The 23,594-nt window shown below is 62.8% G+C and carries 20 protein-coding genes, 2 tRNA genes and 5 pseudogenes; 14 read left to right on the top strand and 13 right to left on the bottom strand.

Annotation, left to right across the window (positions count from 1 at the left end):
* The 4 genes and pseudogenes from PSOLE_RS23730 to PSOLE_RS12750 all read right to left on the bottom strand — a co-directional run.
* Positions 1–105, bottom strand: a pseudogene (locus tag PSOLE_RS23730) (IS110 family transposase); the annotation flags it as partial.
* Between the two features lie 86 nt (positions 106–191).
* Complete coding sequence (locus PSOLE_RS12760; RefSeq protein WP_074860728.1) at positions 192–809, bottom strand: NAD(P)H-dependent oxidoreductase; 618 nt, start codon at positions 807–809, stop codon at positions 192–194.
* Entirely contained in the window at positions 802–2,196 is a 1,395-nt protein-coding gene (locus PSOLE_RS12755; RefSeq protein ID WP_003461837.1) for a class II fumarate hydratase, read from the bottom strand. Before PSOLE_RS12755 ends, PSOLE_RS12760 begins: the two co-directional genes overlap by 8 nt.
* Before the next feature lie 124 nt (positions 2,197–2,320).
* On the bottom strand, positions 2,321–2,785 hold the full coding sequence (locus tag PSOLE_RS12750) for a DUF2804 family protein (protein ID WP_373855183.1): 465 nt from the start codon (positions 2,783–2,785) through the stop codon (positions 2,321–2,323).
* Between PSOLE_RS12750 and PSOLE_RS25270 the strand changes: the two genes are divergently transcribed.
* The 6 genes from PSOLE_RS25270 (at position 2,784) to PSOLE_RS12725 (ending at position 7,481) form a co-directional block, all read left to right on the top strand.
* Positions 2,784–3,023 (top strand): hypothetical protein, encoded by a 240-nt coding sequence (locus PSOLE_RS25270; protein WP_455737535.1) that lies wholly within the window; start codon positions 2,784–2,786, stop codon positions 3,021–3,023. The two genes, PSOLE_RS12750 and PSOLE_RS25270, sit on opposite strands and share 2 nt — an antisense overlap.
* 110 nt (positions 3,024–3,133) lie before the next feature.
* Positions 3,134–3,631 (top strand): DUF2059 domain-containing protein, encoded by a 498-nt coding sequence (locus tag PSOLE_RS12745; protein WP_003461817.1) that lies wholly within the window; start codon positions 3,134–3,136, stop codon positions 3,629–3,631.
* A gap of 11 nt (positions 3,632–3,642) precedes the next feature.
* Positions 3,643–3,936, top strand: a complete 294-nt coding sequence (locus PSOLE_RS12740; protein ID WP_003461815.1) for a BolA family protein — start codon at positions 3,643–3,645, stop codon at positions 3,934–3,936.
* Between the two features lie 196 nt (positions 3,937–4,132).
* Positions 4,133–5,071, top strand: coding sequence for an oxygen-dependent tRNA uridine(34) hydroxylase TrhO (trhO, locus tag PSOLE_RS12735; RefSeq protein WP_003461811.1), 939 nt, complete (start codon positions 4,133–4,135; stop codon positions 5,069–5,071).
* Positions 5,072–5,074: 3 nt separating this feature from the next.
* Complete coding sequence (locus tag PSOLE_RS12730; RefSeq protein WP_074860725.1) at positions 5,075–5,707, top strand: DsbA family protein; 633 nt, start codon at positions 5,075–5,077, stop codon at positions 5,705–5,707.
* The gene (locus tag PSOLE_RS12725) at positions 5,700–7,481 is read left to right on the top strand and encodes an ABC transporter ATP-binding protein (protein WP_074860722.1); all 1,782 of its coding nucleotides are present in this window, start codon (positions 5,700–5,702) and stop codon (positions 7,479–7,481) included. Before PSOLE_RS12730 ends, PSOLE_RS12725 begins: the two co-directional genes overlap by 8 nt.
* A gap of 301 nt (positions 7,482–7,782) precedes the next feature.
* Here the strand turns inward: PSOLE_RS12725 and PSOLE_RS12720 are convergent.
* Positions 7,783–8,565 (bottom strand): annotated as a pseudogene (locus PSOLE_RS12720) (LysR family transcriptional regulator).
* 211 nt (positions 8,566–8,776) lie between these two features.
* On the opposite strand from PSOLE_RS12720, the gene hppD reads away from it, so the two are divergent.
* From hppD to PSOLE_RS12690, 6 genes and pseudogenes are all read left to right on the top strand, one after another.
* Complete coding sequence (gene hppD, locus PSOLE_RS12715; protein WP_003461803.1) at positions 8,777–9,871, top strand: 4-hydroxyphenylpyruvate dioxygenase; 1,095 nt, start codon at positions 8,777–8,779, stop codon at positions 9,869–9,871.
* A gap of 4 nt (positions 9,872–9,875) precedes the next feature.
* Positions 9,876–11,015, top strand: coding sequence for a homogentisate 1,2-dioxygenase (locus PSOLE_RS12710; RefSeq protein ID WP_074860720.1), 1,140 nt, complete (start codon positions 9,876–9,878; stop codon positions 11,013–11,015).
* 75 nt (positions 11,016–11,090) lie between these two features.
* Positions 11,091–12,074 (top strand): fumarylacetoacetate hydrolase family protein, encoded by a 984-nt coding sequence (locus tag PSOLE_RS12705; RefSeq protein ID WP_074860717.1) that lies wholly within the window; start codon positions 11,091–11,093, stop codon positions 12,072–12,074.
* 90 nt (positions 12,075–12,164) lie between these two features.
* Positions 12,165–12,815, top strand: a complete 651-nt coding sequence (gene maiA, locus PSOLE_RS12700; RefSeq protein ID WP_074860715.1) for a maleylacetoacetate isomerase — start codon at positions 12,165–12,167, stop codon at positions 12,813–12,815.
* 89 nt (positions 12,816–12,904) lie between these two features.
* Positions 12,905–14,365 (top strand): sodium-dependent transporter, encoded by a 1,461-nt coding sequence (locus PSOLE_RS12695; RefSeq protein ID WP_074860712.1) that lies wholly within the window; start codon positions 12,905–12,907, stop codon positions 14,363–14,365.
* A gap of 320 nt (positions 14,366–14,685) precedes the next feature.
* A pseudogene (locus tag PSOLE_RS12690) lies at positions 14,686–16,635 on the top strand (methyl-accepting chemotaxis protein).
* Positions 16,636–16,675: 40 nt separating this feature from the next.
* Here the strand turns inward: PSOLE_RS12690 and tsaA are convergent.
* From tsaA to PSOLE_RS12650, 8 genes are all read right to left on the bottom strand, one after another.
* The gene (tsaA, locus tag PSOLE_RS12685; RefSeq protein WP_074860709.1) at positions 16,676–17,395 is read right to left on the bottom strand and encodes a tRNA (N6-threonylcarbamoyladenosine(37)-N6)-methyltransferase TrmO; all 720 of its coding nucleotides are present in this window, start codon (positions 17,393–17,395) and stop codon (positions 16,676–16,678) included.
* 10 nt (positions 17,396–17,405) lie between these two features.
* Positions 17,406–17,612: a hypothetical protein gene (locus PSOLE_RS12680; RefSeq protein ID WP_074860706.1), complete on the bottom strand. Its 207-nt coding sequence runs from the start codon at positions 17,610–17,612 to the stop codon at positions 17,406–17,408.
* 43 nt (positions 17,613–17,655) lie between these two features.
* Positions 17,656–18,366, bottom strand: a complete 711-nt coding sequence (locus PSOLE_RS12675) for an rRNA pseudouridine synthase (RefSeq protein ID WP_074860703.1) — start codon at positions 18,364–18,366, stop codon at positions 17,656–17,658.
* Positions 18,367–18,468: 102 nt separating this feature from the next.
* Entirely contained in the window at positions 18,469–19,791 is a 1,323-nt protein-coding gene (gene rimO, locus PSOLE_RS12670; RefSeq protein ID WP_003461779.1) for a 30S ribosomal protein S12 methylthiotransferase RimO, read from the bottom strand.
* Positions 19,792–19,888: 97 nt separating this feature from the next.
* Entirely contained in the window at positions 19,889–20,437 is a 549-nt protein-coding gene (locus PSOLE_RS12665; RefSeq protein ID WP_003461777.1) for a cytochrome b, read from the bottom strand.
* Between the two features lie 135 nt (positions 20,438–20,572).
* A tRNA-Met gene (locus tag PSOLE_RS12660) sits at positions 20,573–20,649 on the bottom strand.
* Positions 20,650–20,764: 115 nt separating this feature from the next.
* Positions 20,765–20,841, bottom strand: a tRNA-Met gene (locus tag PSOLE_RS12655).
* Between the two features lie 543 nt (positions 20,842–21,384).
* Positions 21,385–22,374 carry a zinc-dependent alcohol dehydrogenase family protein gene (locus PSOLE_RS12650; RefSeq protein ID WP_074860700.1) on the bottom strand — a complete coding sequence of 330 codons (990 nt, stop codon included), beginning with the start codon at positions 22,372–22,374 and terminating at the stop codon, positions 21,385–21,387.
* A gap of 139 nt (positions 22,375–22,513) precedes the next feature.
* Here PSOLE_RS12650 and PSOLE_RS12645 point away from each other — a divergent pair.
* Both PSOLE_RS12645 and istA read left to right on the top strand, forming a co-directional pair.
* A pseudogene (locus tag PSOLE_RS12645) lies at positions 22,514–22,774 on the top strand (LysR family transcriptional regulator); the annotation flags it as partial.
* A gap of 106 nt (positions 22,775–22,880) precedes the next feature.
* Positions 22,881–23,531: pseudogene (istA, locus tag PSOLE_RS12635) on the top strand (IS21 family transposase); the annotation flags it as partial.
* Positions 23,532–23,594 lie beyond the last annotated feature (63 nt).

Raw genomic sequence — 23,594 nt, 5'->3', positions numbered from 1 at the left:
ATGCCGTTTGAGTTGCTTGCGGCATTTGACCTGCTCATGGCTGTCGACACCATGAACTTGAAAAACCTGCTTTGCCAAATCCACGCCTATGCGTTTAAGTTTCATGCGGGCTCCCCCTCCGGGATTGCTTGTTTTACAACCTTCAGTCTGGCGCAATGACGCCGTAGGAGGGAGGAGTCCATCTCATTGGGCTACGCCTTGCTGCCCAGTGTTTCGGCCTTGCGCAGCCAGCCTTGGCGCTGTTCCTCATTGGACGGGCGCACCGGGGCGAACTCAGCCAGGCGGCGGGTCCTGATCCCGCAGAAACCGAGAATGGTGCGCACCATCTGCCGATGCGCCGGGGCGCCGTAGACCCAGCGGAAGTACCAGCGCGGCGTGTCCAGGGTCACCAGCAGGTCGGCGCTGCGCCCCGTGAGCAGCTTGTCCCAGAGTTGCGAGCGGTTGCGGTACTTGAAAGCGAAACCAGGCAGGAACACCCGGTCGAAGAAGCCCTTGAGCAGCGCTGGAACACCGCCCCACCAGACCGGGTAGACGAACACCAGATGTTCGGCCCAGTGGATCAGGCGCTGGGCCTCGAGCAGATCCGGCTCCAGGCTCTGGCTCTGCTCATAGCCGTCGCGCAGGATCGGGTCGAACTGCATCTCGCCCAGTTTCAACTGGCGGACGACGTGGCCTCTGCTGCGCGCGCCCTGGCTGTAAGCCTCGGCCAGCGCGTGGCAGAAACTGTTCTGTTTCGGTGTGCCGAGAATCAACAGAATGCGTTTGCCATCGCCTTCCAGCGGTGTAGCGCCGCTTTTGCCTTCAGTCATGCCGCCCGGCTCCGAGCATGTCCTGTGGTCGTACCCATTGGTCGAATTCCTCTTCGTTCAGGTAGCCAAGCTGCAGAGCGGCCTGGCGTAGGGTGCTGCCTTCGGCGTAGGCCTTCTTGGCGATCTCCGCGGCCTTGTCGTAGCCGATATGGGGATTGAGCGCGGTCACCAGCATCAGGCCGTTTTCCAGGTGCGCGGCCATTTGCACGGCATCCGGCTGCAGGTCGGCTACGCAGTGCTGCTGGAAGTTGCGGCAGCCGTCGGCGAGCAGGCGGATCGATTGCAGCAGGTTATGGATGATCACTGGCTTGAACACGTTGAGCTGCAGGTGGCCCTGGCTGGCAGCGAAACCGATGGTGGCGTCGTTGCCCAGCACCTGACAGGCGAGCATCGACAGCGCCTCGCACTGGGTCGGGTTGACCTTGCCGGGCATGATCGAGCTGCCCGGCTCGTTGGCCGGCAGGCGCACCTCGGCGAAGCCGGCACGCGGGCCCGAACCAAGCAGGCGCAGGTCGTTGGCCAGCTTCATCAGCGCCACGGCCAGGGTTTTCAGGGCACCGGACAGGTGTACGAGAGGTTCATGGCCGGACAGCGCAGCGAATTTGTTCGGCGCGCTAGTGAGTGGCAAGCCAGTAAGCGCGGCCAGCTCGGCAGCGATGGCTTCGGCGAAGCCGGCCGGGGCATTGAGACCGGTGCCGACGGCGGTCCCCCCCTGAGCCAGTTCGCAGACGGCGGGCAGGGCGGCACGAATCGCCGCTTCGGCGTGGCCGAGTTGAGCGACGAAGGCCGACAGCTCCTGGCCGAAAGTAATCGGCGTGGCGTCCATCATGTGGGTGCGCCCGGTCTTGACCAGGTTGGCATGACGCTGCGCCTGCTCCTGCAGGCCGTCACGCAGCTCGGCCAGTGCCGGCAGCAGGTGATGGCGCACGCCCTGTACGGCGGCGATGTGCATGGCGGTGGGGAAGCAGTCGTTGGAGCTCTGTGCGCGGTTGACGTGGTCGTTGGGGTGTACCGGACTCTTGCCGCCGCGTTGACCGCTGGCCAGTTCGTTGGCACGGCCGGCGATCACCTCGTTGACGTTCATGTTGCTCTGCGTGCCGCTGCCGGTCTGCCACACCACCAGGGGGAACTGTGTGTCATGTTTGCCTTCGAGCACTTCGTCGGCGGCCTGCTCGATCAGGCGGGCGATGTCCGCCGGCAATTCGCCGCTACGGCTGTTGACCCGTGCGGCGGCTTTCTTGATCAGCGCCAGGGCATGCAGCACGGCCAGCGGCATGCGCTCCTGGCCGATGGCGAAGTTGATCAGCGAGCGCTGGGTCTGCGCACCCCAGTAAGCGTCGTTGGGGACTTCGATGGGGCCGATGCTGTCGGTTTCGGTGCGGCTCATGGCGTTCTCCGGGCAAGTGCAAGGTTGCTGACAGTTTAGGTCGTGCCGCCGAAGACTGGTTCCACAACTTATCTATAAGGTTGATTGGAGCCTGTGAACGGGCGACTACCAGCGGGCGTGGGTATCACCCGGCCAGCCCAGCGCTCCGTCCACCGGCACGCGCTCGCCTTTGGGGCCGCGCAGCACGCCTTGGTAATGACCGAAGCGCTGTACGGTGCTGGCGTGGAAGGGCCGAGTTTGGGCAGACCTTGTGCAGTTGGCGGGGCGTGAAGCGCAGCGCCACGCAATCATCTTCGCTGTCCAGGCGCCAGGGGGCCAGTGGCGCCTGTGAACTGCGCTCGATATGCAGGGGGCTGTCGAGCAGTTGCACTTTACCGCCGAACCACAGGGAATTTTTCGACAGGCCGCTGTGATCGAGCCAGCCAGCACCGAAGTTGCCGGCGATGCCGCCCGCTGCAGCGAATGCTGCCCGCTGCCAGTAAGTGTTCAGCGGCCAGGCGCCGCGACCGAAGTCCAGTGCGGCGAAGCTCTGGCCCGGCACGCAGCTGTAATGCTTACCGCCCAACTGCAGACTGCCGACAGGTGGCATGAAAGCCGCCATGTTGCAAGGGCGCGATCAGGTTGACCGATTGCAGATGGGCAGGGCGCTGAATGTCCAGGGCCACCTGCAGGGGCTGGCCGCCGATATCCGGGGCGGCAGCGGTGATGCGCAGGCGTCCGGGGTGCTCATCGATGCGCAATTGCAGGCGAGAGTGGCTGAAGGCGTGGCTCTCCAGCGGCAGCTCGGGCAGTTGGCAACTGACCAGTGGGTGCGCCGGTCAACATGACGGGTGTGAGCCAGCGCACAACGCGCATCGCTTGAGGGATTTCCGCGCAGGGCACAAAATGCCGCCTTCGTAGTCTACCCAGACTCATTCACAACCTCTGGACGCTCTCCATGCTCCGTTTTTCCAAACTCTGCACCGCCGTTCTGCTCAGCGCGAGCGCATCCCTGGCCATGGCCGATGCTGCCAGCCACGCCGCCGATGCCGAGCGTTTTCTCAAACTGGCCAATGCCGACAGGCTGACGGTACCGGTGTACGGCCAGGTGCAGCAGATGTTCGCCCAGCGTTTCGCCGAGGCGCCGAATGGCAAGAAGGCCGTGCTGGAAAGCTATCAGGCCAAGGCCAATGCCGCGCTGGACAAGGCCGTCGGCTGGGACAAGCTGAAGCCGGACATGGTCAAGCTCTACACCAGCAACTTCAACGAGCAGGAGCTCAAGGACCTGATCGCCTTCTACGAGTCGCCGTTGGGGCAGAAGGTGCTGCAGAAGATGCCGACGCTGACCGCGCAATCCGCGCAGATCACCCAGAGCAAGCTGGAAGCGGCCGTACCTGAAGTGAACAAGCTGCTGACCGACATGAGCAACGAGCTCGGTTTGCCAAAACAGCCCTGATGGAGTCCAAGATGTCCAAGCAAGACCTGATCGTCACTGCCCTCGCTGACCTGCAGCCCGAGCATCTCGAGGTACTGGACGAGAGCCATATGCACAGCCGTGGCCTGGAAACCCACTACAAGGCGGTGATCGTCAGTCCACTGTTCGCCGGCCTGAACGCAGTCAAGCGGCATCAGAAGGTCTATGCCACGGTGGGCGAGCTGATGGGACAGATCCATGCCCTGGCCCTGCACACCTACACCCCCGAGGAGTGGGCAGCGCAGGGCGTGGCGCCGGCCTCGCCGACCTGCCGCGGCGGTCATTGATGTAGCCCAATCCGCGGCAGCGATTATTTCCCGGATTGCACCCAGGCTACGTGACAGGCTGTCGCGTCCTGTCGCCAAGCCACCCCGGCGATTGCACGCTTTGCTACAATCGCGTCTGCGCCGGCCAGCTGAGCCGGCGTTTTTCATGTGCCACCAGTCCGCCCTTTACGTGGGCGACTACTGAAGGAAACCCCTCATGACCGACAAGATCGTCGTCGCGGCGTTGTATAAATTCGTCTCCCTGCCAGATTACCAGGCGCTGCGTGAACCTCTGCTGCAAACCCTGCTCGACAACGGCATCAAGGGCACCCTGCTGCTCGCCGAAGAGGGCATCAACGGCACCGTCTCCGGTAGCCGCACCGCCATCGATGCACTGCTCGCCTGGTTCCGCCAGGATGCCCGTCTGGCCGATATCGACCACAAGGAATCCTATTGCGATGAACAGCCGTTCTATCGCACCAAGGTCAAGCTGAAGAAGGAAATCGTCACCCTCGGCGTGCCCGGTGTCGACCCCAACCAGCGCGTCGGTACCTACGTCGAGCCGCAGGACTGGAACGCCCTGATCTCTGATCCCGAAGTGCTGCTGATCGATACCCGCAACGACTATGAGGTGGCCATCGGTACCTTCGAGGGCGCCATCGACCCCAAGACCAAGTCGTTCCGCGAGTTCCCCGAGTACATCAAGGCCCACTTCGACCCGAGCAAACACAAGAAGGTGGCGATGTTCTGCACCGGCGGTATTCGCTGCGAGAAGGCCTCCAGCTACATGCTCGGCGAGGGGTTCGAGGAGGTCTATCACCTCAAGGGCGGCATCCTTAAATACCTCGAGGAAGTACCGCAGCAAGAGACCAAGTGGCAGGGCGACTGCTTCGTCTTCGATAATCGTGTGACCGTGCGTCATGACCTCTCCGAGGGCGACTACGATCAGTGTCACGCCTGCCGCACACCGATCTCCGTGGAAGACCGCCAGTCCGAGTTCTACAGCCCCGGCGTCAGCTGTCCGCATTGCTGGGATTCGCTGCCGGAGAAAACCCGTGAAAGCGCCCGCGAGCGGCAGAAGCAGATCGAACTGGCGCGTGCGCGCAACCAGCCGCACCCCATTGGCCGCGACCCCCGCCAACTGAACAAGGCCTGACCCATGGCTAGCCGCCTGCTCTACGTGATGGACCCGATGTGCTCCTGGTGCTGGGGTTTCGCCCCGGTGGTCGAAGCACTGGCCGAGCAGGCGGCTGTCGATGGCGTACCACTGCAGATCGTGACGGGCGGGCTACGTCGTGATCAGCTGGCCATAAATGCCGCAGCGCGGGTGCGCTATCTGGGTTACTGGCAGGCGGTCAACGCCAGTACCGGGCAGCTGTTCGACTTCGACCGCGGCCTGCCTGAGGGGCTGGTGTACGACACCGAGCCAGCCTGCCGTGCCCTGGTCACCGCGCGCCAGCTCGATGCTGCCAGCGCCTGGACGCTGCTCAAACTAGTTCAGCAAGCCTTCTACACCGAGGGCGCCGACGTCACCCAGGCCAGCGTGCTGGTGCAACTGGCCGAGCAGGCGGGCATCCCGCGCATCGAGTTCGCCGAAGCCTTCGACAGTCAGGCCATGCAGGAGGCGACTGCTGCCGACTTCACCTGGGTACAGGATCTGGGCATCGCCGGCTTCCCTACTTTGCTGGCGGAGCGCGACGGCCAGCTGGCGCTGCTGACCAACGGCTATCAACCGCTGGAGGTGCTGGCGCCGCTGCTCGGCCGCTGGCTGGAGCGCGCTGCCCATGCCTGATCGGTTGAGCTGGGCAGAAATCCGTCGCCTGGCCCTGCATCACAAGAAAGCGCTGATCCTGGCCAACCTGGTCGCCGTGCTGGCGACCCTGTGCAGCGTGCCGATCCCGTTGCTGTTGCCGCTGCTGGTGGACGAAGTGCTGCTGCATGACGGAGACGCGGCGCTCAAGGTGATGGACAACTTCCTCCCGACCGAGTGGGAAACGGCAGCCGGCTATATCGGCCTGATGCTGGTGCTGACCCTGCTGCTGCGAGGCTCGGCGCTGATCTTCAACGTCTTGCAGGCGCGGCTGTTCGCCAGGTTGTCGAAAGACATCGTCTACCGTATCCGTATGCGCCTGATCGAGCGCCTCAAGCGCATCTCCCTCGGCGAGTACGAGAGCCTGGGTAGCGGCACCGTGACCACCCACCTGGTCACCGATCTGGACACTCTGGACAAGTTCGTCGGCGAGACCCTCAGCCGCTTTCTGGTGGCGGTGCTGACCCTGGTCGGCACCTCGGCCATCCTGATCTGGATGCACTGGCAACTGGCCTTGCTGATCCTGCTGTTCAACCCGCTGGTGATCTACGCCACCGTGCTGCTGGGCAAGAAGGTCAAGCACCTGAAGAAGCTGGAGAACGACAGCACCTCGCGCTTCACCCAGGCGCTGACCGAGACCCTGGAGGCGATTCAGGAGGTGCGCGCCGGCAATCGCCAGGGCTACTTCCTTGGCCGCCTCGGCGTGCGCGCGCGCGAGGTGCGTGACTACGCCGTGGCCTCGCAGTGGAAGAGCGATGCCTCCAACCGTGCCAGCGGCCTGCTGTTCCAGTTCGGTATCGATGTGTTCCGCGCGGCGGCGATGCTCACCGTGCTGTTCTCCGACCTGTCGATCGGCCAGATGCTCGCGGTGTTCAGCTACCTGTGGTTCATGATCGGCCCGGTCGAGCAGCTGCTCAGCCTGCAGTACGCCTTCTATGCCGCAGGTGGCGCGCTGACGCGGATCAACGAGCTGCTGGCACGCAAGGACGAGCCGCAGTACGACGGGCGCGTCGACCCTTTCAAGGGGCGCGACACGGTGGGTATTGAGGTGCGCGGGTTGACCTTCGGCTATGGCGAGGAGCCAGTGCTGGATCGTCTCGATCTGTCCATCGGCGCGGGTGAGAAGGTCGCCATAGTCGGCGCCTCTGGCGGCGGCAAGAGCACCCTGGTGCAGCTGCTGCTGGGCCTTTATACGCCACAGGCTGGCAGCATCCGCTTCGGCGGCAGCGCGCTGGAGGAGATCGGCCTGGACTGCGTGCGTGACAATGTCGCTGTGGTGTTGCAGCACCCGGCACTGTTCAACGACACGGTGCGTGCCAACCTGACCATGGGTCGTGAGCGCAGCGACGAGGATTGCTGGCGCGCGCTGGAGATCGCCCAGCTGGCGCCGACCATCCAGGCGCTGCCGCAGGGCCTGGACAGCGTGGTCGGGCGCAGCGGCGTGCGCCTGTCCGGGGGCCAGCGTCAGCGCCTGGCGATCGCCCGCATGGTGCTGGCCGAGCCCAAGGTGGTGATTCTCGACGAGGCTACCTCGGCGCTGGATGCAGCCACCGAGTACGCCTTGCACGAAGCGCTGGCGCAGTTCTTGAACGGCCGCACCACGCTGATCATCGCCCACCGTCTGAGCGCGGTGAAACAGGCCGACCGCGTGCTGGTGTTCGATGGCGGCAGCGTCGCCGAGGATGGCGACCACCAGCAGCTGATCGCCGAAGGTGGCCTGTACGCCAAGCTCTACGGGCATTTGCAGCAGGGCTGAGGTGTCTATTCTTCGCGGCTGAAACTGCTCCTACGGGGGCAGTTGGGCATCTGTAATGTTGTGGGGCGGGTGCAACCCGCCATAAATGAGTGGCGGGTTGCACCCGCCCTACGGATCTGAAGCCGCTTCTACGGAGCGGCTTCAGTCGCGATGCTCTTTTGCGCAACCAATGTCCCCGGATTGCATTGGGCTACACAGCTTCCTGGACTGTCGCGGCTAAAGCCCCTCCCACAAGGTTTCGCTGCTGCAATGACCGGCTGCCCCCGCTCTGTGGGAGGCGCTTCAGCGGCGACGCTCTACCTCAGCCATGGCTCATCAGAGCTTCGCTCAATTTCTCGAACAGCGTCTGCACCGAACGCAAGGCGCGGCAGTCCGGGCGGGTCAGCAACCAGAGTTCGGTGTCGCAGCCGGCCAGCGGCGGGCCGAGTGCCTTGAGTTCGGGATGGGCGCGCAGCACGAAGTCGGGCAGGGCGGCGACGCCCACTCCGGCGCGTGCCAGCTGCGCCACGGCGTACATGCTGCTGCAGCGGTAGTTGGGGGTGACGCCTGGCAACTCGCGCAGGCGCCAGAGCGCCGTGGCGTGCTCCGGCATCGCCTCGTCCGGGGCGATCCAGCTCTGCCGCGCCAGGTCGCTGCCATCCTGGCCATCGTCGCGTGCGCAAACCACGTAGGACACCTTGGCCAGACGGCGGCCGACCAGGTGCTCAGGCGGCTCGTTGGTCAGGCGCAGGGCCAGGTCGGCATCGCGCCGGCTGACGTTGGAGAAGTCGTTGGAGGTCACCAGCTCCAGCGCCGGGTAGCTGGGCATGAAGCGCGCCAGTGCCGGCAGCAGTAGGCTGCCCAGTACCGCATCGGTGCAGGTCAGGCGTACCGTGCCGCTGATCACCTGCTTGCCCAGTTCCAGCGCTACCCGTGCAGCATCCAGTGCCTACTCGGCGCGCTCGGCCTGTTCGGCCAGGGCGCGGGCCGTTTCGCTGGGTTCGTAGCCACGCCGGCTTTTCTCGAACAGGGCCACGCCCAGCTCGCGTGGCCAGGGTCGAACGGGCCTACACATTCTCACGCCCAAGCTGAGTGACAGTGGCAAGCCGACTGACCGTCGTGTAAGGATTATTTTACGGTTGCCAGGGCGTTGCCTGCCTTGCCTGAAAGGCGTAAGGAAAATTTGCCACTGCTGAGCGCGGCTAACGTGTCTAAGTGTCTCAAGCCATCTTGAGAGCGCGTCTGCGCTCGGTTGTCATGAGGTTGTCCGCAACGCATTCGTGCGGCTGCCATAACAATGACAATCAGGAGGCTAAATGACCGCCGTGGCCAAGATCGAGCAGCACAACCCCATCGGAACCGACGGTTTCGAGTTCGTCGAATTTACCGCACCGAATGCCGAAGGCATCGAGCAACTGCGCCAGTTGTTCACCGCCATGGGTTTTACCGAGACCGCCAAGCATCGCTCTAAAGAGGTTTGGCTGTTCCAGCAGAACGACATCAACATCGTACTCAACGGCAGCCCCACCGGCCACGTGCGCGCCTTCGGCGAGAAGCATGGCCCCAGCGCCTGCGCTATGGCCTTCCGGGTGAAGAACGCCGCTCAGGCCGCTGCTTACGTCGAGCAGCAGGGCGCCAAGCTGGTGGGCAGCCACGCCAACTTCGGCGAGCTGAACATTCCCTGCGTCGAGGGCATCGGCGGTTCCCTGCTGTATCTGGTTGACCGTTATTCCAACGAGAGCGGCGACAAGAGCATCTACGACGTCGACTTCGAGTACATCGAAGGCCGCAGTGCCAACGACAACGCCGTCGGCCTGCAATGCATAGACCACCTGACCCACAACGTGCGTCGTGGGCAGATGGACGTTTGGTCCGGTTTCTACGAGCGTATCGCCAATTTTCGCGAGATCCGCTACTTCGATATCGAAGGCAAGCTCACCGGCCTGTTCTCCCGCGCCATGACCGCGCCCTGCGGCAAGATCCGCATCCCGATCAACGAGTCAGCCGACGACAAGTCGCAGATCGAGGAATTCATCCGCGAATACCACGGTGAGGGCATTCAGCACATCGCCCTGTCCACCGACGATATCTACGCCACCGTGCGCCAACTGCGTGCCAACGGCGTGGACTTCATGACCACGCCGGACACCTATTACGAGAAGGTCGACACCCGCGTCGCCGGCCATGGTGAGCCGACCGATGTCTTGCGCGAGCTGAACATCCTGATCGATGGTGCCCCTGGGGACGACGGCATCCTGCTGCAGATCTTCACCAACACGGTGATCGGCCCGATCTTCTTCGAGATCATCCAGCGCAAGGGCAATCAGGGCTTCGGCGAGGGCAACTTCAAGGCCCTGTTCGAGTCGATCGAGGAAGACCAGCTGCGTCGCGGTGTGATCTCCGAGGAGTGATGCCATGAGCCGCCAATGGATTCGCTTTCCCCTGCGTGAAGGCGAGTGCTCGCGCCAGGCGCATTGCGACCTGCCGCAGGGCACCTATGAGCGCGAGATGGGTCGTGAAGGCTTCTTCGGCCCCACCGCACACCTGCACCACAAGCATCTGCCCACCGGCTGGATCGACTGGGAAGGCCCGCTGCGCCCGCACGCGTTCAACTTCAACGACATCCCCAGCGAGCGCGACTGCCCGCTGGCGGCGCCGCTGACCCTGCACAACGCCGACGTCAAGCTGCGCGTCTGGCGCACCCACGGCGCCATGCGCCATCTGGTGCGCAACGCCGATGGCGACGAGCTGCTGTTCGTCCACGAGGGCAGTGGGCATTTCTACTGCGATTTCGGTCATCTGCAGTACCGCGACGGCGACTACCTGCTGATTCCGCGCGGCACCGCCTGGCGCGTCGAGGCCAGCACGCCGAGCTACTTCCTGCTGATCGAGAACACCGACGGCGCCTACCAGTTGCCGGACAAGGGCCTGCTCGGCCCGCAGGCGATCTTCGATGCGGCGGTGCTGGAGCACCCGCATATCGATGACGCCTTCAAGGCGCAGCAGGACGAGAACACCTGGCAGATCCGCATCAAGCGGCGCGGCCAGATCAGCACCGTGACCTACCCCTACAACCCGCTGGATGTGGTCGGCTGGCATGGCGACAACACCGTGGTGCGCCTGAACTGGCGCGATATTCGCCCGTTGATCAGCCATCGCTACCACCTGCCGCCGTCGGTACACACCACCTTCGTCGCCAATGGTTTCGTGATCTGCACCTTCACCCCACGGCCGGTGGAATCCGATCCCGGTGCGCTCAAGGTGCCGTTCTTCCACAACAACGACGATTACGACGAAGTGCTGTTCTACCACCGTGGCAACTTCTTCAGCCGCGACAACATCGAGCAGGGCATGGTCACCCTGCACCCGTGCGGCTTCCCCCATGGGCCACACCCCAAGGCGCTGAAGAAGAGCCAGGAGGATCCGGCCACCTTCATCGACGAGGTGGCAGTGATGATCGACACCCGTCGTGCCCTGGAAGTGGCCGATGCCGCCGGCGCGGTGGACGTGGCCGAGTACGTCAACTCCTGGCGCGCGCCGGGTACCCAAGGTTGAACCTGTAGGAGCCGGCGATCAGCGATCCCCGGATCGCCGGCAAGCCGGCTCCTACGCCAAGAACGGAAATCGCATATGAAACTCGCATCACTGAACCAAGGCCGCGATGGCGTGCTGATCGTCGTTTCCCGCGATCTCACCCGCGCCGTGCTCGCGCCGAAGATCGCTTTCACCCTGCAGGCTGCGCTGGACGACTGGGCCGTGGCCCGGCCCAAGCTCGAAGCGGTCTATCAGCGTCTCAACGACGGCTTGGAAGAGGGCGCCTTCGCCTTCGATCAGGCCGCCTGCCACAGCCCGCTGCCGCGCGCCTACCACTGGGCCGACGGCAGCGCCTACGTCAATCATGTCGAGTTGGTGCGCAAGGCGCGCGGCGCGGAGATGCCGGAGTCGTTCTGGCACGACCCGCTGATGTACCAGGGCGGCGCCGATGCCTTTATCCCGCCGCACAGCCCGATCCGCCTGGCCGACGAAGCCTGGGGCATCGACCTGGAGGCCGAACTGGCAGTGATCACCGACGACGTGCCGATGGGCGCCACGCCGGCCGAAGCGGCAGGCCATATCCGCCTGCTGATGCTGGTCAACGATGTGTCGCTGCGTAACCTGATTCCCGGCGAGCTGGCCAAGGGCTTCGGCTTCTATCAGAGCAAGCCGTCATCGAGCTTCTCCCCGGTGGCCATCACCCCGGACGAACTGGGCGAGAGCTGGAAGGATGGCAAGGTGCACCGTCCACTGGTGTCGCATATCAACGGCGCGCTGTTCGGCCAGCCGGATGCCGGCGTGGACATGACCTTCAACTTCCCGACCCTGGTCGCCCACGCCGCCAAGACTCGTCCGCTGGGCGCCGGCACCATCATTGGCTCCGGCACCGTGTCCAACTACGACCGCAGTGCAGGCTCCAGCTGCCTGGCGGAGAAACGCATGCTGGAAATCGTTGAATCGGGCGAGGCAAAGACGCCGTTTCTCAAGTTCGGCGACCGGGTGCGCATCGAGATGTTCGACGCAGCCGGGCAGAGCATTTTCGGCGCCATCGATCAGGTGGTGGAACGCTATGAGCACTGATGCCAGTCTCAATGGTAGGAGCCGGCTTGCCGGCGATGCCTTGGCGCAGAGCGGATCGCCAGCAAGCTGGCTCCTACAGGACGCGTCGAGATGCTGAAACTCTACGGCTACTGGCGCTCCAGCGCTGCCTACCGTGTGCGTATCGCCCTCAACCTCAAGGGCCTGGCCTATGAGCAGGTGCCCGTGCACCTGGTCAAGGATGGCGGCCAGCAGCACAGCGCCGACTATCGCGCGTTGAACCCGCAAGGGCTGCTGCCGCTGCTGGTGGACGAGGAGAACGGCGGCGTGCGCATCGCCCAGTCGCTGGCGATCCTCGAATACCTCGAGGAAATCTTCCCAGTGCCGGCGCTGCTGCCGGCCGACCCGGCCGAGCGTGCGCAGGTGCGGGCGCTGGCGCTGCATATCGCCTGCGATGTGCATCCGCTGAACAATCTGCGCGTGCTGCAGTACCTGTCCAGCGAACTGGGCGTCGCCGATGAGGCGAAAAGCACCTGGTACCGGCACTGGGTCGCACTCGGCCTGGCCGCTGTGGAGGAGGGCCTGGCGGTATTCGACGGACGTCTGTCACTCGGCGAGCGCCCCGGATATCTTGAAGCCTGCCTGATTCCGCAGCTGTATAATGCGCGGCGTTTTAACTGTGACCTTGCCGCGTACCCACGCATTGTCGCCATGGCGGCGCGCTGTGAACCCCTGGAGGCCTTTCAACTGGCCGCACCGGAGGTACAAGCCGACGCCCAGTGACACCCCCGGCTTAACCAAGCCTTGCATTCCGCTGCGCCACAAGCGTAGCGGGTCCGATTCCGTCACAGATAAAAACAAACAGGTGACGCATGACCCGTGAAAAACCGAAGAACCTCTGGCTGTCGCGCTGGGGTTTCATCCTCGCTGCAACCGGCTCGGCCGTGGGCCTGGGCAATATCTGGAAATTCCCCTACATCACCGGTGAGTACGGCGGCGGCGCCTTCGTGCTGATGTACTTGGCGTGCATCCTGGCCATTGGCATTCCGGTGATGATGACCGAGATCGCCATTGGTCGTCGTGGCCGCGGCAGCCCCATCGACGCCATCGGTCGCGTGGTGCGCGAGAACAATGGCAACCCGCTGTGGAAGGCCGTCGGCGGCATGGCCATGCTCGCCGGCTTCATGATCCTGTGCTTCTACGTGGTCGTCGCCGGCTGGGCCTTCGCCTATACGTGGAAGATGCTCGACGGCTCGCTGGCCGCCACCAGTGTCGAGGCGCTTGGCGGGGTGTTCGAGGCGCACAACGCCAACCCCTGGCAGCTAGGCGGCTGGAGCGTGCTGGTAGCGCTGCTGACCCTGTGGATCGTGGCCAAGGGCGTGCAGAAAGGCATCGAGAATGCCGTGCGCTGGATGATGCCGGGCCTGGCCCTGATGCTGATTGTGCTGGTCGGCTACGCCTTCACCAGCGGCAGCTTCAAGGCCGGTTTCGATTTCCTGTTCCATTTCGACGCCTCGAAGATCACTGGCGAGGCGCTGCTGGCCGCCCTGGGTCATGCCTTCTTCACCCTCAGCCTGGCCTCGGGGGCGATCCTCACCTACGGCTCGTACATTCCCGACGGTCAGTCCATCGCCCGCACCACCTTGCTGGTCGCCATCTGCGATACCTGTGTGGCGCTGCTGGCTGGCCTTGCGATCTTTCCGATCATCTTCGCCAACGGCATGAGTCCGGGCGCAGGGCCAGGTCTGATCTTCATGAGCCTGCCGCTGGCCTTCCAGCAGATGCCATTGGGCACCGCGTTCGGCGTGCTGTTCTTCGCCATGGTGTCGATCGCCGCGCTGACCTCGGCCATCTCCATGATCGAAGCCACGGTGGCCTATCTGAACGAGAAACACGGTATCAGCCGTCTGCGTGCAGCGCTGGCTTCCGGCGCCGTGCTGCTGGTGATCAGCCTGCTGGCGATGCTCTCGTTCAACCTGCTGGCCGGCTGGACACCGCTGGGCAAGAACTTCTTCGACTGGCTGGATTACCTCACCTCGCGCTGGATGATGCCGCTGGGCGGCATCTTCATGGTGGTGCTCGCTGGCTATGCGCTGCGCTGCGAAATCATGCGCGACGAACTGGACCTGCCACCTGCAGGCTATGCCCTGTGGCTGTTCATGGTGCGTTACGTCAGCCCGGTGCTGATCATGGTGGTGTTTCTGCATGCGCTGGGTTGGCTGCTGTTCGATCCGGTCGCCCAGTGGTACTGGATCGCTGGTGCCATCGGCCTGTTGGCGATCGCGGGTGAAATGCTGCGGCCACGGGTGATGCCGGTGCTTGCCGGACGTTGAGCCTGGTCCAGGTCAAGCGGGGCGCAGTTTCGTCAGAAACTGCGCCTTTTTTATGGTTCGCGTATCGGCAAGGCGCACAGGTGGTCGGCGAGAAATCGCCGGTTTTTGGGCGCCAATAAGCGGATAATTGCCGAATCTTCCCGTCTGCACGTAAGACTCTGGCTATGCTGCAAGTAATGCATTGGCTAAGTGCCAGCACTCAAGCGGTGCCACTCTCCTGCCGGTAGCCTGTAATCGATATGGCATAGCAGTTGCGTAGCCAGTCGATCAGGCCGGGCTCACGAGGCGCGGCTATATAAGAAAAATCTGGAGTCGCCGTTATGTTCAAGTCTGCCACACGCCTTTTCGCCAATCTTGCCGTGGGCAAGAAGCTCCTCATTGGTTTCGGTCTGGTGCTGTTGCTGACAGCCGCCATGACCGTCAGCGGCTACCTTGCCGTCCAGGCGGTATTGAAAGGGCATGAGCAAGTCGGGGAACTGGCGCAGGTGAACCAGGAGATCCTCCAGGCACGTCGCCTGGAGCGGAACTTCGCCATCGAGCAGACTGAAGACAGCGCCGCGCGCGTACGCGAGAGCCTGCTCAAGGTACAGGGCATGCTGGAGCATCTCGGGCAGGATGTGGCCGAAAGCTCGCGCATTCAGACCATGCAGCAAGCCACGTCCGAGTACCTCAAGCAGTTCGATAACTATGTCTAGCAGCAGGGCAAGGCACGTGAAGCCCGCCAGGATATGCGCACCGCAGCGGCGGAAGCGCGCGATCAGTTCGAGGTGATCGAACTGGACATGTATGACGCAGTACGCGAGCTGCGGCTACAGGGCGACCGCCTGCGTGGCAGTGATCCGCTGACCCTGGCAGAAACCGCGTCTGGCCTGAGCAAGCGCATGCTCGATCTGCGCAGCCAGGAAAGCCTCTACATCATCGACGGTTCTGCCGAGGCGCTGCAGGAGTGGGAGTACACCAGCGAAGACCTGCAGACCGTCGCCGGCAGCCTGAAGGTGTGGCTCGACGATGATCAGAAGGCATCCATCGATACCGCCTTGCAGGCGTTGACCTTTTACCAGCGTTCCTTCCTCTACTACCAGCAGCTGCGTGAGCAGAATCAGGCGACCGAGAAGGCCATGATCGAGCGCGCGCGCTCGGTCGTCGATCTGGCCGAGTCGGCTCAGGCCAGCGCCGAGACTCACATGCTCGCCGATACCCAGCGTGCCTTGGTGATGCTCGGCATCATGGGCGTCGCTGCGGTGGTGCTGGGGCTGTTCGCCGCGCTGCTGATCACTCGCCTGATAGTCGCGCCGCTGCGCCAGACCGTGGCCTTTGCCCAGCGTATTGCGGCGGGCGACCTCAGTCAGGAGATCCCGCAGGACCGCCGTGACGAAGTCGGTCAGCTGCTTGCAGCCATGCAGGACATGACCGTCAGCCTGCGCAACCTGGTCGGTCGCATCGGTGGCGGTGTCGGACAGATCGCTGCGGCTGCCGAGCAACTCTCTTCGATCACCGCACAAACCAGCGCCGGCGTGCAGACGCAGAAACTGGAGACCGAACAGACTGCGACTGCCATGCATCAGATGGCGGCCACCGTGCAGGAAGTGGCGCAGAACGCCGAGCAGGCCTCGCTGGCGGCGCGTGACGCTGACCTGGAGGCGCAGCAGGGCAATCGCGTGGTGCAGCAGGCGGTGGATCAGATCGACAGCCTGGCCAGCGAAGTGGAGCAGTCGGCCAAGGCCATTGCCGACCTCAATCAGGAGAGCGCGCGTATCGGCACTGTGCTGGAGGTGATTCGCAACGTCGCCGAGCAGACCAACCTGCTGGCGCTCAACGCTGCCATCGAGGCGGCCCGCGCGGGCGAGCAGGGTCGCGGTTTCGCCGTGGTCGCCGATGAGGTGCGAGCACTGGCCAAGCGCGCGCAGGACAGCACCGAGGAGATCGAAAGCCTGATCGCCGGGCTGCAGCGCATGGCCAAGGGCGCTGTGCAGCAGATGGACAGCAGCCGTGACCTGACCCGCCGCACCGTCGAACTGGCGGGCGAGGCTGGGGACGCGCTGGGGCGCATTACCCAGGCGGTGAGCACCATCGAGCAGATGAACCAGCAGATCGCCGCCGCTGCCGAAGAGCAGAGCGCCGTGGCCGAGGCGATCAATGAAAGCGTCACCCGTGTGCGTGATATTGGTGAGCAGAGCGCCAGTGCCACGCAACAGACTGCGGCCTCCAGCGCCGAGCTGGCGCGTTTGGGTGTCGAGCTGCAGGAGTTGGTGCGGCAGTTCCGTACCTGATCGTCAGCCTGGCTGGGCTCAGGCCCAGCCAGGTATGACTTCAATCGCCAGGGCGGCAATCGGCGCTTGGCGTCATCTGCATGTCCAGCACGCGAATGCGCCCTGATGCGGGGTAATGCCAATGTACGTCCAGATCCCAGAAGCGCGCGCCGTAGCGCCTTTCAGGCTGGGGCTGTTGATAGGCCGGACGTGGATCCTGCGCCAGGCATTGCTCGATCAGCTCCACTAAGGGTTCATCCAGACGCAGCGCGTGTTGGCGCGCCAGGTGTAGCGCATCTTCCTGCCAGTCCACAGCTATCAATGGCGGCGGAGCATCGGCCATGTCGTTGCGGGCATCGCTCACGGCGTCGGCGTAGGGCACGTAGGGCTTGATATCCAGCACCGGGGTGCCGTCGAGCAGGTCGATGCCGGACAGGTGCAGGCGGCCTGGTTCCACGCGTTCCAGGCGCACCACGGACTGGCCGATGCCATTGGGGCGATGGGTGGCGCGGGTGCTGAACACGCCGACCGTCTGGTTACCGCCCAGACGCGGCGGGCGTACCTTCAGGCGCGGCTTGTCTTCCAGCGCCTGGTGAAACAGAAACAGCAGCCAGACATGGCTGACCTGTTCCAGGCCCTGTACGGCCTCGCCCTGATCGAAGGGCGGCAGCAGCTCCAGCACGCCACGTGCGGCGGGCGCCAGGTGCGGCTGGCGAGGAATGGCGAATTTCTCCTTGAAGCAGGAGTGAACGATACCGACCGGGGAAACCAGATGCTGCATGGTGGCTTGCCTAGCGTCTGTTGACGGGGGCGTCGTAGGCCACGCGGCAGCCGGCGTCGCGGAATGGGCCGGTGAAGCGAATCCAGCCCTCACCCGGGCTGACCTGAGCGCAGGTCAGGTGGCCATCGATCTTGCTCTGCCAGAGAAAGAACGGCGCTGGTGCGGCGAGGCCGGGCAGGCTCATGGCGAGCAGTGCGGTAAATAGCAGGGTACGCATGATGGTGGTCTCCAGAGCGTGACAGGCACAGCCTAACATGGCCTCAGAAGCGTTCCTTCTCGCCCAGATAGCGCCATTGCCCGACTGGCAGCTTGGCCATCGGTACGCCGCCGATGCGGATGCGCTTCATGCCCAGCACTTTCAGGCCCAGTGCCGTACATATCTGCCGCAGCAGGTCAGGGGCCGGATTCTTCAGCGCGAAGCGCAGGCGCTGTTCGCTCTGCCAGCTGGCCTTGCATGGCGGGAACTGCGTGCCCTTGTGCAGCCAGCCTTTCTTCAGGCGCTCCAATGTGCTGGCAGGCACTTCGCCGGCGACTTCGACCAGGTATTCCTGCTCCAGCTTGGCCGCATCCTCGCGCAGCTTGCGTTGCGTTCGCCAGTCCTGGCTGAGCACTATCAGGCCACTGGCACCGGTCTGCAGCGGCAGGCTCTGCTCCTGGCGCAGGAAGTGGCCATGCAGGACGCGCTGGGTGTGCGGGTCTTGCTCCCAGTGGCGTTCGCGTACCAGCAGGTGCTGCAACTGTGCGGCGTTGCAGCCAGTCGAGCCGTGCACCAGCAGGGTGACGGGCTCCACGGGGTCAAGGCTGGCATCGGGGTGCAACTCGACGCGCTGATCCTCGACCTTGAACTGCGGTGCTTCGACCACTTGGCCGTCCACCGTCACCCAGCCCCCTGCGATGTAAAGATCGGCTTCACGGCGCGAGCAACCGAACAGCTCGATGACGCGTTTGGACAGACGGGTGGCTTCGCTCATGACTGGGCTCGACAAAAAGAAGGTCATTGTACCGGCAAGAAGCTGTGGTGCCGGGAAAGAAAAAGCCCCGCATGCTGCGGGGCTTTTCAGGAGATAGGTCGGTCAGACCAGCTCGCCCCACATGTCGTACTCGTCGGCATCGACGATGCGCACGCGCACCTTGTCGCCCGGCTTGACGTTGGGGGAGTCGATGAACACGCTGCCGTCGATCTCCGGAGCATCGGCCCAGGAGCGGGCCACGGCGCCTTCGCCGTCCACTTCGTCGATCAGTACGTCCATCTCCAGGCCGATCTTGGCCTGCAGACGTGCAGAGCTGATGGCCTGCTGGTGCGCCATGAAACGCTCCCAACGGTCCTGCTTGACGTCGTCAGGCACTACTTCCAGACCCAGGTCGTTGGCTGGTGCGCCCTCGACTGGCGAATACTGGAAGCAACCGACGCGGTCGAGCTGCGCTTCCGTGAGCCAGTCCAGCAGGTACTGGAAGTCTTCCTCGGTCTCGCCGGGGAAACCGACGATGAAGGTGGAGCGGATGGTCAGCTCCGGGCAGATCTCGCGCCACTTCTTGATGCGCGCCAGGGTCTTGTCTTCGAAGGCCGGGCGCTTCATCGACTTGAGCACTTTCGGGCTGGCGTGCTGGAAGGGGATATCCAGGTACGGCAGCAGCTTGCCGGCGGCCATCAGCGGGATCACGTCATCGACGTTGGGGTAGGGGTAAACGTAGTGCAGGCGCACCCACACGCCCATCGACGACAGCGCTTCGCACAGTTCGAGCATGCGCGTTTTCACTGGCTGGCCGTTCCAGAAGTCCAGCTTGTACTTCAGATCGACGCCGTAGGCGCTGGTGTCCTGGCTGATCACCAGCAGCTCCTTCACGCCGGCCTTGACCAGGCGCTCGGCTTCGCTCAGTACGTCGCCCACTGGGCGGCTGACCAGCTTGCCGCGCATGGACGGAATGATGCAGAAGCTACAGGTATGGTTGCAGCCTTCGGAAATCTTCAAATAAGCGTAGTGACGCGGGGTCAGCTTGATGCCCTGCGGCGGCACCAGGTCGATCAGCGGGTTGTGCTCGGTCTTCGGCGGGATGACTTCGTGTACGGCGTTGACCACCTGCTCGTATTGCTGCGGGCCGGTGACGGCCAGCACGCTCGGGTGCACGTCGCGGATGCTGTCTTCGGCCACGCCCATGCAACCGGTGACAATCACCTTGCCGTTCTCCGCCAGCGCCTCACCGATGGCGTCGAGCGACTCGGCCTTGGCACTGTCGATGAAGCCACAGGTATTGACCACCACCACGTCGGCATCCTGGTAGGTCGGTACGATCTCGTAACCTTCCATGCGCAGTTGGGTCAGGATGCGTTCGGAGTCGACAGTCGCTTTCGGGCAGCCGAGCGAGACGAAGCCGACTTTCGGGGTGGCGGTGGACATGCGGGCTAACCTCTAACGGGCGCCTTGTGGGCGCCTCTGATCAAAAAGTGCGCAATTCTAGCGGCGGATCGGGCACTTGACCAGAGGCGTCTTCACCTCAATTGTGCCCGGGCAACATACGCTTGAGGGTGTTATCGCGCGCCACGTAATGGTGATACAGGCCGGCAACTGCATGCAGGCCGATCAGCCAGTAGCCAGCGGTGCCGGCCAGCTCGTGTAGTTCCTTGATTTGGCCGGCCAGTTCCTTGTTTGGGCCGATCAGTGCCGGCAGCTCCAGGCCGAAGAAGGGGATGGGCTTGCCAGCGGCGCTGAGGATCAGCCAGCCGGCCAGCGGCGCCCCGATCATCAGGGCGTACAGGGCCAGGTGCATCAGCTTGGCGAGCAGGTTCTGCCAGCTCGGTGGCGCAGGTTGGATGGCTGGGGTAGGGCTCAGCGCACGAGCGAGCAGGCGCAACCAGACCAGTGCAAAGACGCTCAGGCCAAGCATGAAGTGCCATTGCTTGAGCAGTTCACGGGTGTCGCTGCCCTTGGGGAAATTCCCTTTGAGCTCTATGCAGGCATAAGCGGCGGCGATCAGAAGCAGCATCAGCCAGTGCAGGGCAATGGACAGGCTGCCATAACGTGAGGGGGTGTTCTTCCAGTTCATCGGGGTTTCCTCGGTCAATCCGCTGCAACTGAGGCGGGGCGTTGAGCATAGGCCCGCTTGGCTGAGGAGAAGCTGAGGAGGATGAATGATCGCAAACGGAAAAGGCCACTCGATTGAGTGGCCTTTATCTGAAGGTGGTTGCGGGAGCAGGATTTGAACCTACGACCTTCGGGTTATGAGCCCGACGAGCTACCAGACTGCTCCATCCCGCGCCGGCCATTCTACGCTTGCTTAATATCTTGTCAATCGATTTGTTGAGTTTGATCGAAAAAGTTAATTCTCGCCAAAGCAAAAAAGGCCACTCAATGAGTGGCCTTTTCGTGAAGCTGGTTGCGGGAGCAGGATTTGAACCTACGACCTTCGGGTTATGAGCCCGACGAGCTACCAGACTGCTCCATCCCGCGTCTGTGGGGCGGTATTCTACAGCCAGAAGCTGCGCTGTCAACCGCTAATTGCAAGAAAAGTGTTTTCAACTCAGGTGCTTAGCGTTAAACAACTGTTAGACTTCCTAGCTCCAGGCCAGGCTGGACGAGGTTTACGAGGGGGTTGTGCGCAAGATAATCCATGTTGACTATGAGGCCTGTTCACCCCTGTTTTTACCGTTCGTAACCTCTGCGCAGCGCGCTGGTTTCGGGCGGTTTGTGTCCGCGGGGGCGCTGGTGTGCAACGACGCATGGCGCAATTTGCCGCGCAACCCGAAGGGACGGGCCAGTTTTTGCGTGGTACGTCGTTACTCGACGGCTCATTTGGGCGACCAAACTTCGCGTCTCGCGCCTAGCCCACGCAAAAACTGGCTCCGGCGCGGCCGTGCGCGAAACGGCAACAGACCCTAGCACATCCTTGAGATAGGCATACGGATCATGTCACGCACTTGGCGTTCGACTTCGCCATCAGGGCTGGCTTGAATCGGGGCCGAAGGATTACGCCCTCAGCCCCATAATTTCTGGTCAGACAGTTACCACGATCTTGCCGATCTGCTGATTGGCTTCAAGGAAACGATGGGCATCCTGGATGTAGCTAAGTGCGAATGTCTTTGCGATGATCGGGCGCAACGTACCGGACTTCAACCCTTGCAGAATAAAAGCCTTCGCTCTCTCTAGGGCTTCAAGGTCGGCCACAATCTCTGCGTAGATATAGCCCTTCAAAGTCAGGCTTTTGCCCAGCACGGTAAACAGTGGGAATGGTGTCGGTTCAGAGCTAAGTGCGCCGTACACCAGCAAAATTCCGCCCCGCGCCATGCTCTGCGTGAGAGGTTCAAAGGACGGCCCGCCTACAGGATCGAATACAACGCGAGCGCCTTGACCGGCAGTTATCGTCATAACACGCTCGACGATATCCTCTTCATCGCTGACGATGACATGCGCAGCGCCTGCATCAAGTAGGGCTTGCTTCTTCGCCTGAGTTCGAGTGATCGCAATTGATGTGGCGCCGACCATACGAGCCATTTGGAAGGCGGCCAAGCCAACACTGCTTGACGCGGCGGTAACGATGACAAAGTCGCCCTGCCGTAGCTTCGCCTGTTCAATCAATGCCCCCCAGGCGGTGACGTACTGCATCCAAGACGCCGCAGCCTCTTCAAAGGACAAGTTCTCAGGGCTCTTTACCACCAGGTAGGCCGGTACATTGGCCAGCTCGCCGTAGGTGCCCCAGCGAGCAATATCCAGAGGTGGGATCAGAGCGACCGAGTCACCAATCTTGATCTCGGTTACGTCGCTCCCAACTGCCGTTACGATGCCTGCGGCCTCGTAGCCTAAGCGGCTGGGGAACTCCGCTTCTTGTAGGTATGCGTGATTGCGGAACATCACTTCGGCTCGGTTCAAGCCAATGGCTTTAACACTAATCTGCACCTCGTTTGCTGCTGGTGCCGATACTTCCAGATCTTCCAGCTTCAGAACGCTGGCGTCACCGTATTCATGAATTCTGACAATGCGTGCCATATGGATACCTCGTTTATCAATGGGCCTCGACGTACATCCGGAAGGTATCCGGGCACTCGAAAGGTGAAAAAAATTTAGTCATTGGTTGGCGCTAGATAAAGGCCTATGATGGCGTATTACTAGAAACAGAGTGTTTATAATGGATCGCCTGACCCAGATGGCCACGTTCGTCAAAGCCGTTGAGCTGGGTTCATTCAGCGCCGCTGCGGACGACCTGAATCTGTCCCCTCAATTAGTAGGGAAGCAGGTGAAAATGCTCGAACAACATCTGGGTGTTTCCCTGCTGCACCGGACTACGCGCAGGCAAAGCCTCACCGACTTCGGCAGGGCGTTCTACCCGCGAGCAAAACTGATCCTTGCAGACATGCAGTCTGCCGAGAACCTGGCTGCCTGTTGCCGCTGACCGAAAACTGACCCAGTAGAGGCTGTTCTGCCGACTGAAAACTGACCCAGGTGTTCAACTGCTTCTGCTCAATTTTTGAGCAGGAGAACACAGGGCGATCAGTATGGAAATGATGGGCAAAATCCGCCGGATGTATTTCCGCGACAAGCTGTCGCTGCATGAGATAGCCAAGCGCACCGGGTTGGCGCGCGACACGATTCGCAAGTGGGTCAGAGCACCTGAGGCCAAGCCGCCGGTCTACCAACGCCGCGCGATCTTCAACAAACTCAGCCCTTTTCACACCACGCTGGAGCAGGCGCTAAAGGCCGATTCGCTGCGGCCCAAGCAACAGCGGCGCAGTGCCAAGGCGCTGTTGGCGCAAATCAAAGCCGAAGGTTATGACGGTGGCTACAGCCAGCTCACCGCGTTTATCCGTGCCTGGCGAGGGGGACAGGGCAAGGCGTCGCAGGCCTTTGTGCCGCTGACCTTTGCTCTTGGCGAGGCGTTTCAGTTTGACTGGAGCGAGGAAGGCTTGCTGGTCGGCGGCATTTACCGGCGTATGCAGGTGGCACATCTGAAGCTGTGTGCCAGCCGTGCGTTCTGGCTTGTGGCGTATCCGAGCCAGGGCCATGAGATGTTATTTGACGCCCATACACGCTCGTTCGGCGCCTTGGGCGGCGTGCCGCGCCGGGGCATCTACGACAACATGAAGACCGCCGTCGACAAGGTCAATAAGGGCAAAGGCCGGGCGGTGAATGCACGCTTTGCGGTGATGCATGGCTGCATGTGGCAGGTCTTCAACAGCTGAACTGGGACAGCGAGGGAGTGGGTTCAAAAG

Origin of the sequence: Pseudomonas oleovorans subsp. oleovorans, from assembly GCF_002197815.1 — a bacterium.
GTDB lineage: Bacteria > Pseudomonadota > Gammaproteobacteria > Pseudomonadales > Pseudomonadaceae > Aquipseudomonas > Aquipseudomonas oleovorans.
Note: the sequence above shows the minus strand (reverse complement) of the source record. Positions and strands in the feature narration are given on the sequence as shown.

What these genes read in the sequence shown, in the direction of transcription:
- maiA (WP_074860715.1), top strand. Translation starts at nt 12,165, where the DNA reads ATGCTGAAACTCTACGGCTACTGGCGCTCCAGCGCTGCCTACCGTGTG.
- PSOLE_RS25270 (WP_455737535.1), top strand. Translation starts at nt 2,784, where the DNA reads ATGAAAGCCGCCATGTTGCAAGGGCGCGATCAGGTTGACCGATTGCAG.
- PSOLE_RS12730 (WP_074860725.1), top strand. Translation starts at nt 5,075, where the DNA reads ATGGCTAGCCGCCTGCTCTACGTGATGGACCCGATGTGCTCCTGGTGC.
- trhO (WP_003461811.1), top strand. Translation starts at nt 4,133, where the DNA reads ATGACCGACAAGATCGTCGTCGCGGCGTTGTATAAATTCGTCTCCCTG.
- PSOLE_RS12725 (WP_074860722.1), top strand. Translation starts at nt 5,700, where the DNA reads ATGCCTGATCGGTTGAGCTGGGCAGAAATCCGTCGCCTGGCCCTGCAT.
- PSOLE_RS12675 (WP_074860703.1), bottom strand. Translation starts at nt 18,366, where the DNA reads ATGAGCGAAGCCACCCGTCTGTCCAAACGCGTCATCGAGCTGTTCGGT.
- PSOLE_RS12705 (WP_074860717.1), top strand. Translation starts at nt 11,091, where the DNA reads ATGAAACTCGCATCACTGAACCAAGGCCGCGATGGCGTGCTGATCGTC.
- PSOLE_RS12760 (WP_074860728.1), bottom strand. Translation starts at nt 809, where the DNA reads ATGACTGAAGGCAAAAGCGGCGCTACACCGCTGGAAGGCGATGGCAAA.
- tsaA (WP_074860709.1), bottom strand. Translation starts at nt 17,395, where the DNA reads ATGCAGCATCTGGTTTCCCCGGTCGGTATCGTTCACTCCTGCTTCAAG.
- PSOLE_RS12710 (WP_074860720.1), top strand. Translation starts at nt 9,876, where the DNA reads ATGAGCCGCCAATGGATTCGCTTTCCCCTGCGTGAAGGCGAGTGCTCG.
- PSOLE_RS12740 (WP_003461815.1), top strand. Translation starts at nt 3,643, where the DNA reads ATGTCCAAGCAAGACCTGATCGTCACTGCCCTCGCTGACCTGCAGCCC.
- PSOLE_RS12650 (WP_074860700.1), bottom strand. Translation starts at nt 22,374, where the DNA reads ATGGCACGCATTGTCAGAATTCATGAATACGGTGACGCCAGCGTTCTG.
- PSOLE_RS12665 (WP_003461777.1), bottom strand. Translation starts at nt 20,437, where the DNA reads ATGAACTGGAAGAACACCCCCTCACGTTATGGCAGCCTGTCCATTGCC.
- PSOLE_RS12680 (WP_074860706.1), bottom strand. Translation starts at nt 17,612, where the DNA reads ATGCGTACCCTGCTATTTACCGCACTGCTCGCCATGAGCCTGCCCGGC.
- rimO (WP_003461779.1), bottom strand. Translation starts at nt 19,791, where the DNA reads ATGTCCACCGCCACCCCGAAAGTCGGCTTCGTCTCGCTCGGCTGCCCG.
- PSOLE_RS12755 (WP_003461837.1), bottom strand. Translation starts at nt 2,196, where the DNA reads ATGAGCCGCACCGAAACCGACAGCATCGGCCCCATCGAAGTCCCCAAC.
- PSOLE_RS12695 (WP_074860712.1), top strand. Translation starts at nt 12,905, where the DNA reads ATGACCCGTGAAAAACCGAAGAACCTCTGGCTGTCGCGCTGGGGTTTC.
- PSOLE_RS12750 (WP_373855183.1), bottom strand. Translation starts at nt 2,785, where the DNA reads ATGCCACCTGTCGGCAGTCTGCAGTTGGGCGGTAAGCATTACAGCTGC.
- PSOLE_RS12745 (WP_003461817.1), top strand. Translation starts at nt 3,134, where the DNA reads ATGCTCCGTTTTTCCAAACTCTGCACCGCCGTTCTGCTCAGCGCGAGC.
- hppD (WP_003461803.1), top strand. Translation starts at nt 8,777, where the DNA reads ATGACCGCCGTGGCCAAGATCGAGCAGCACAACCCCATCGGAACCGAC.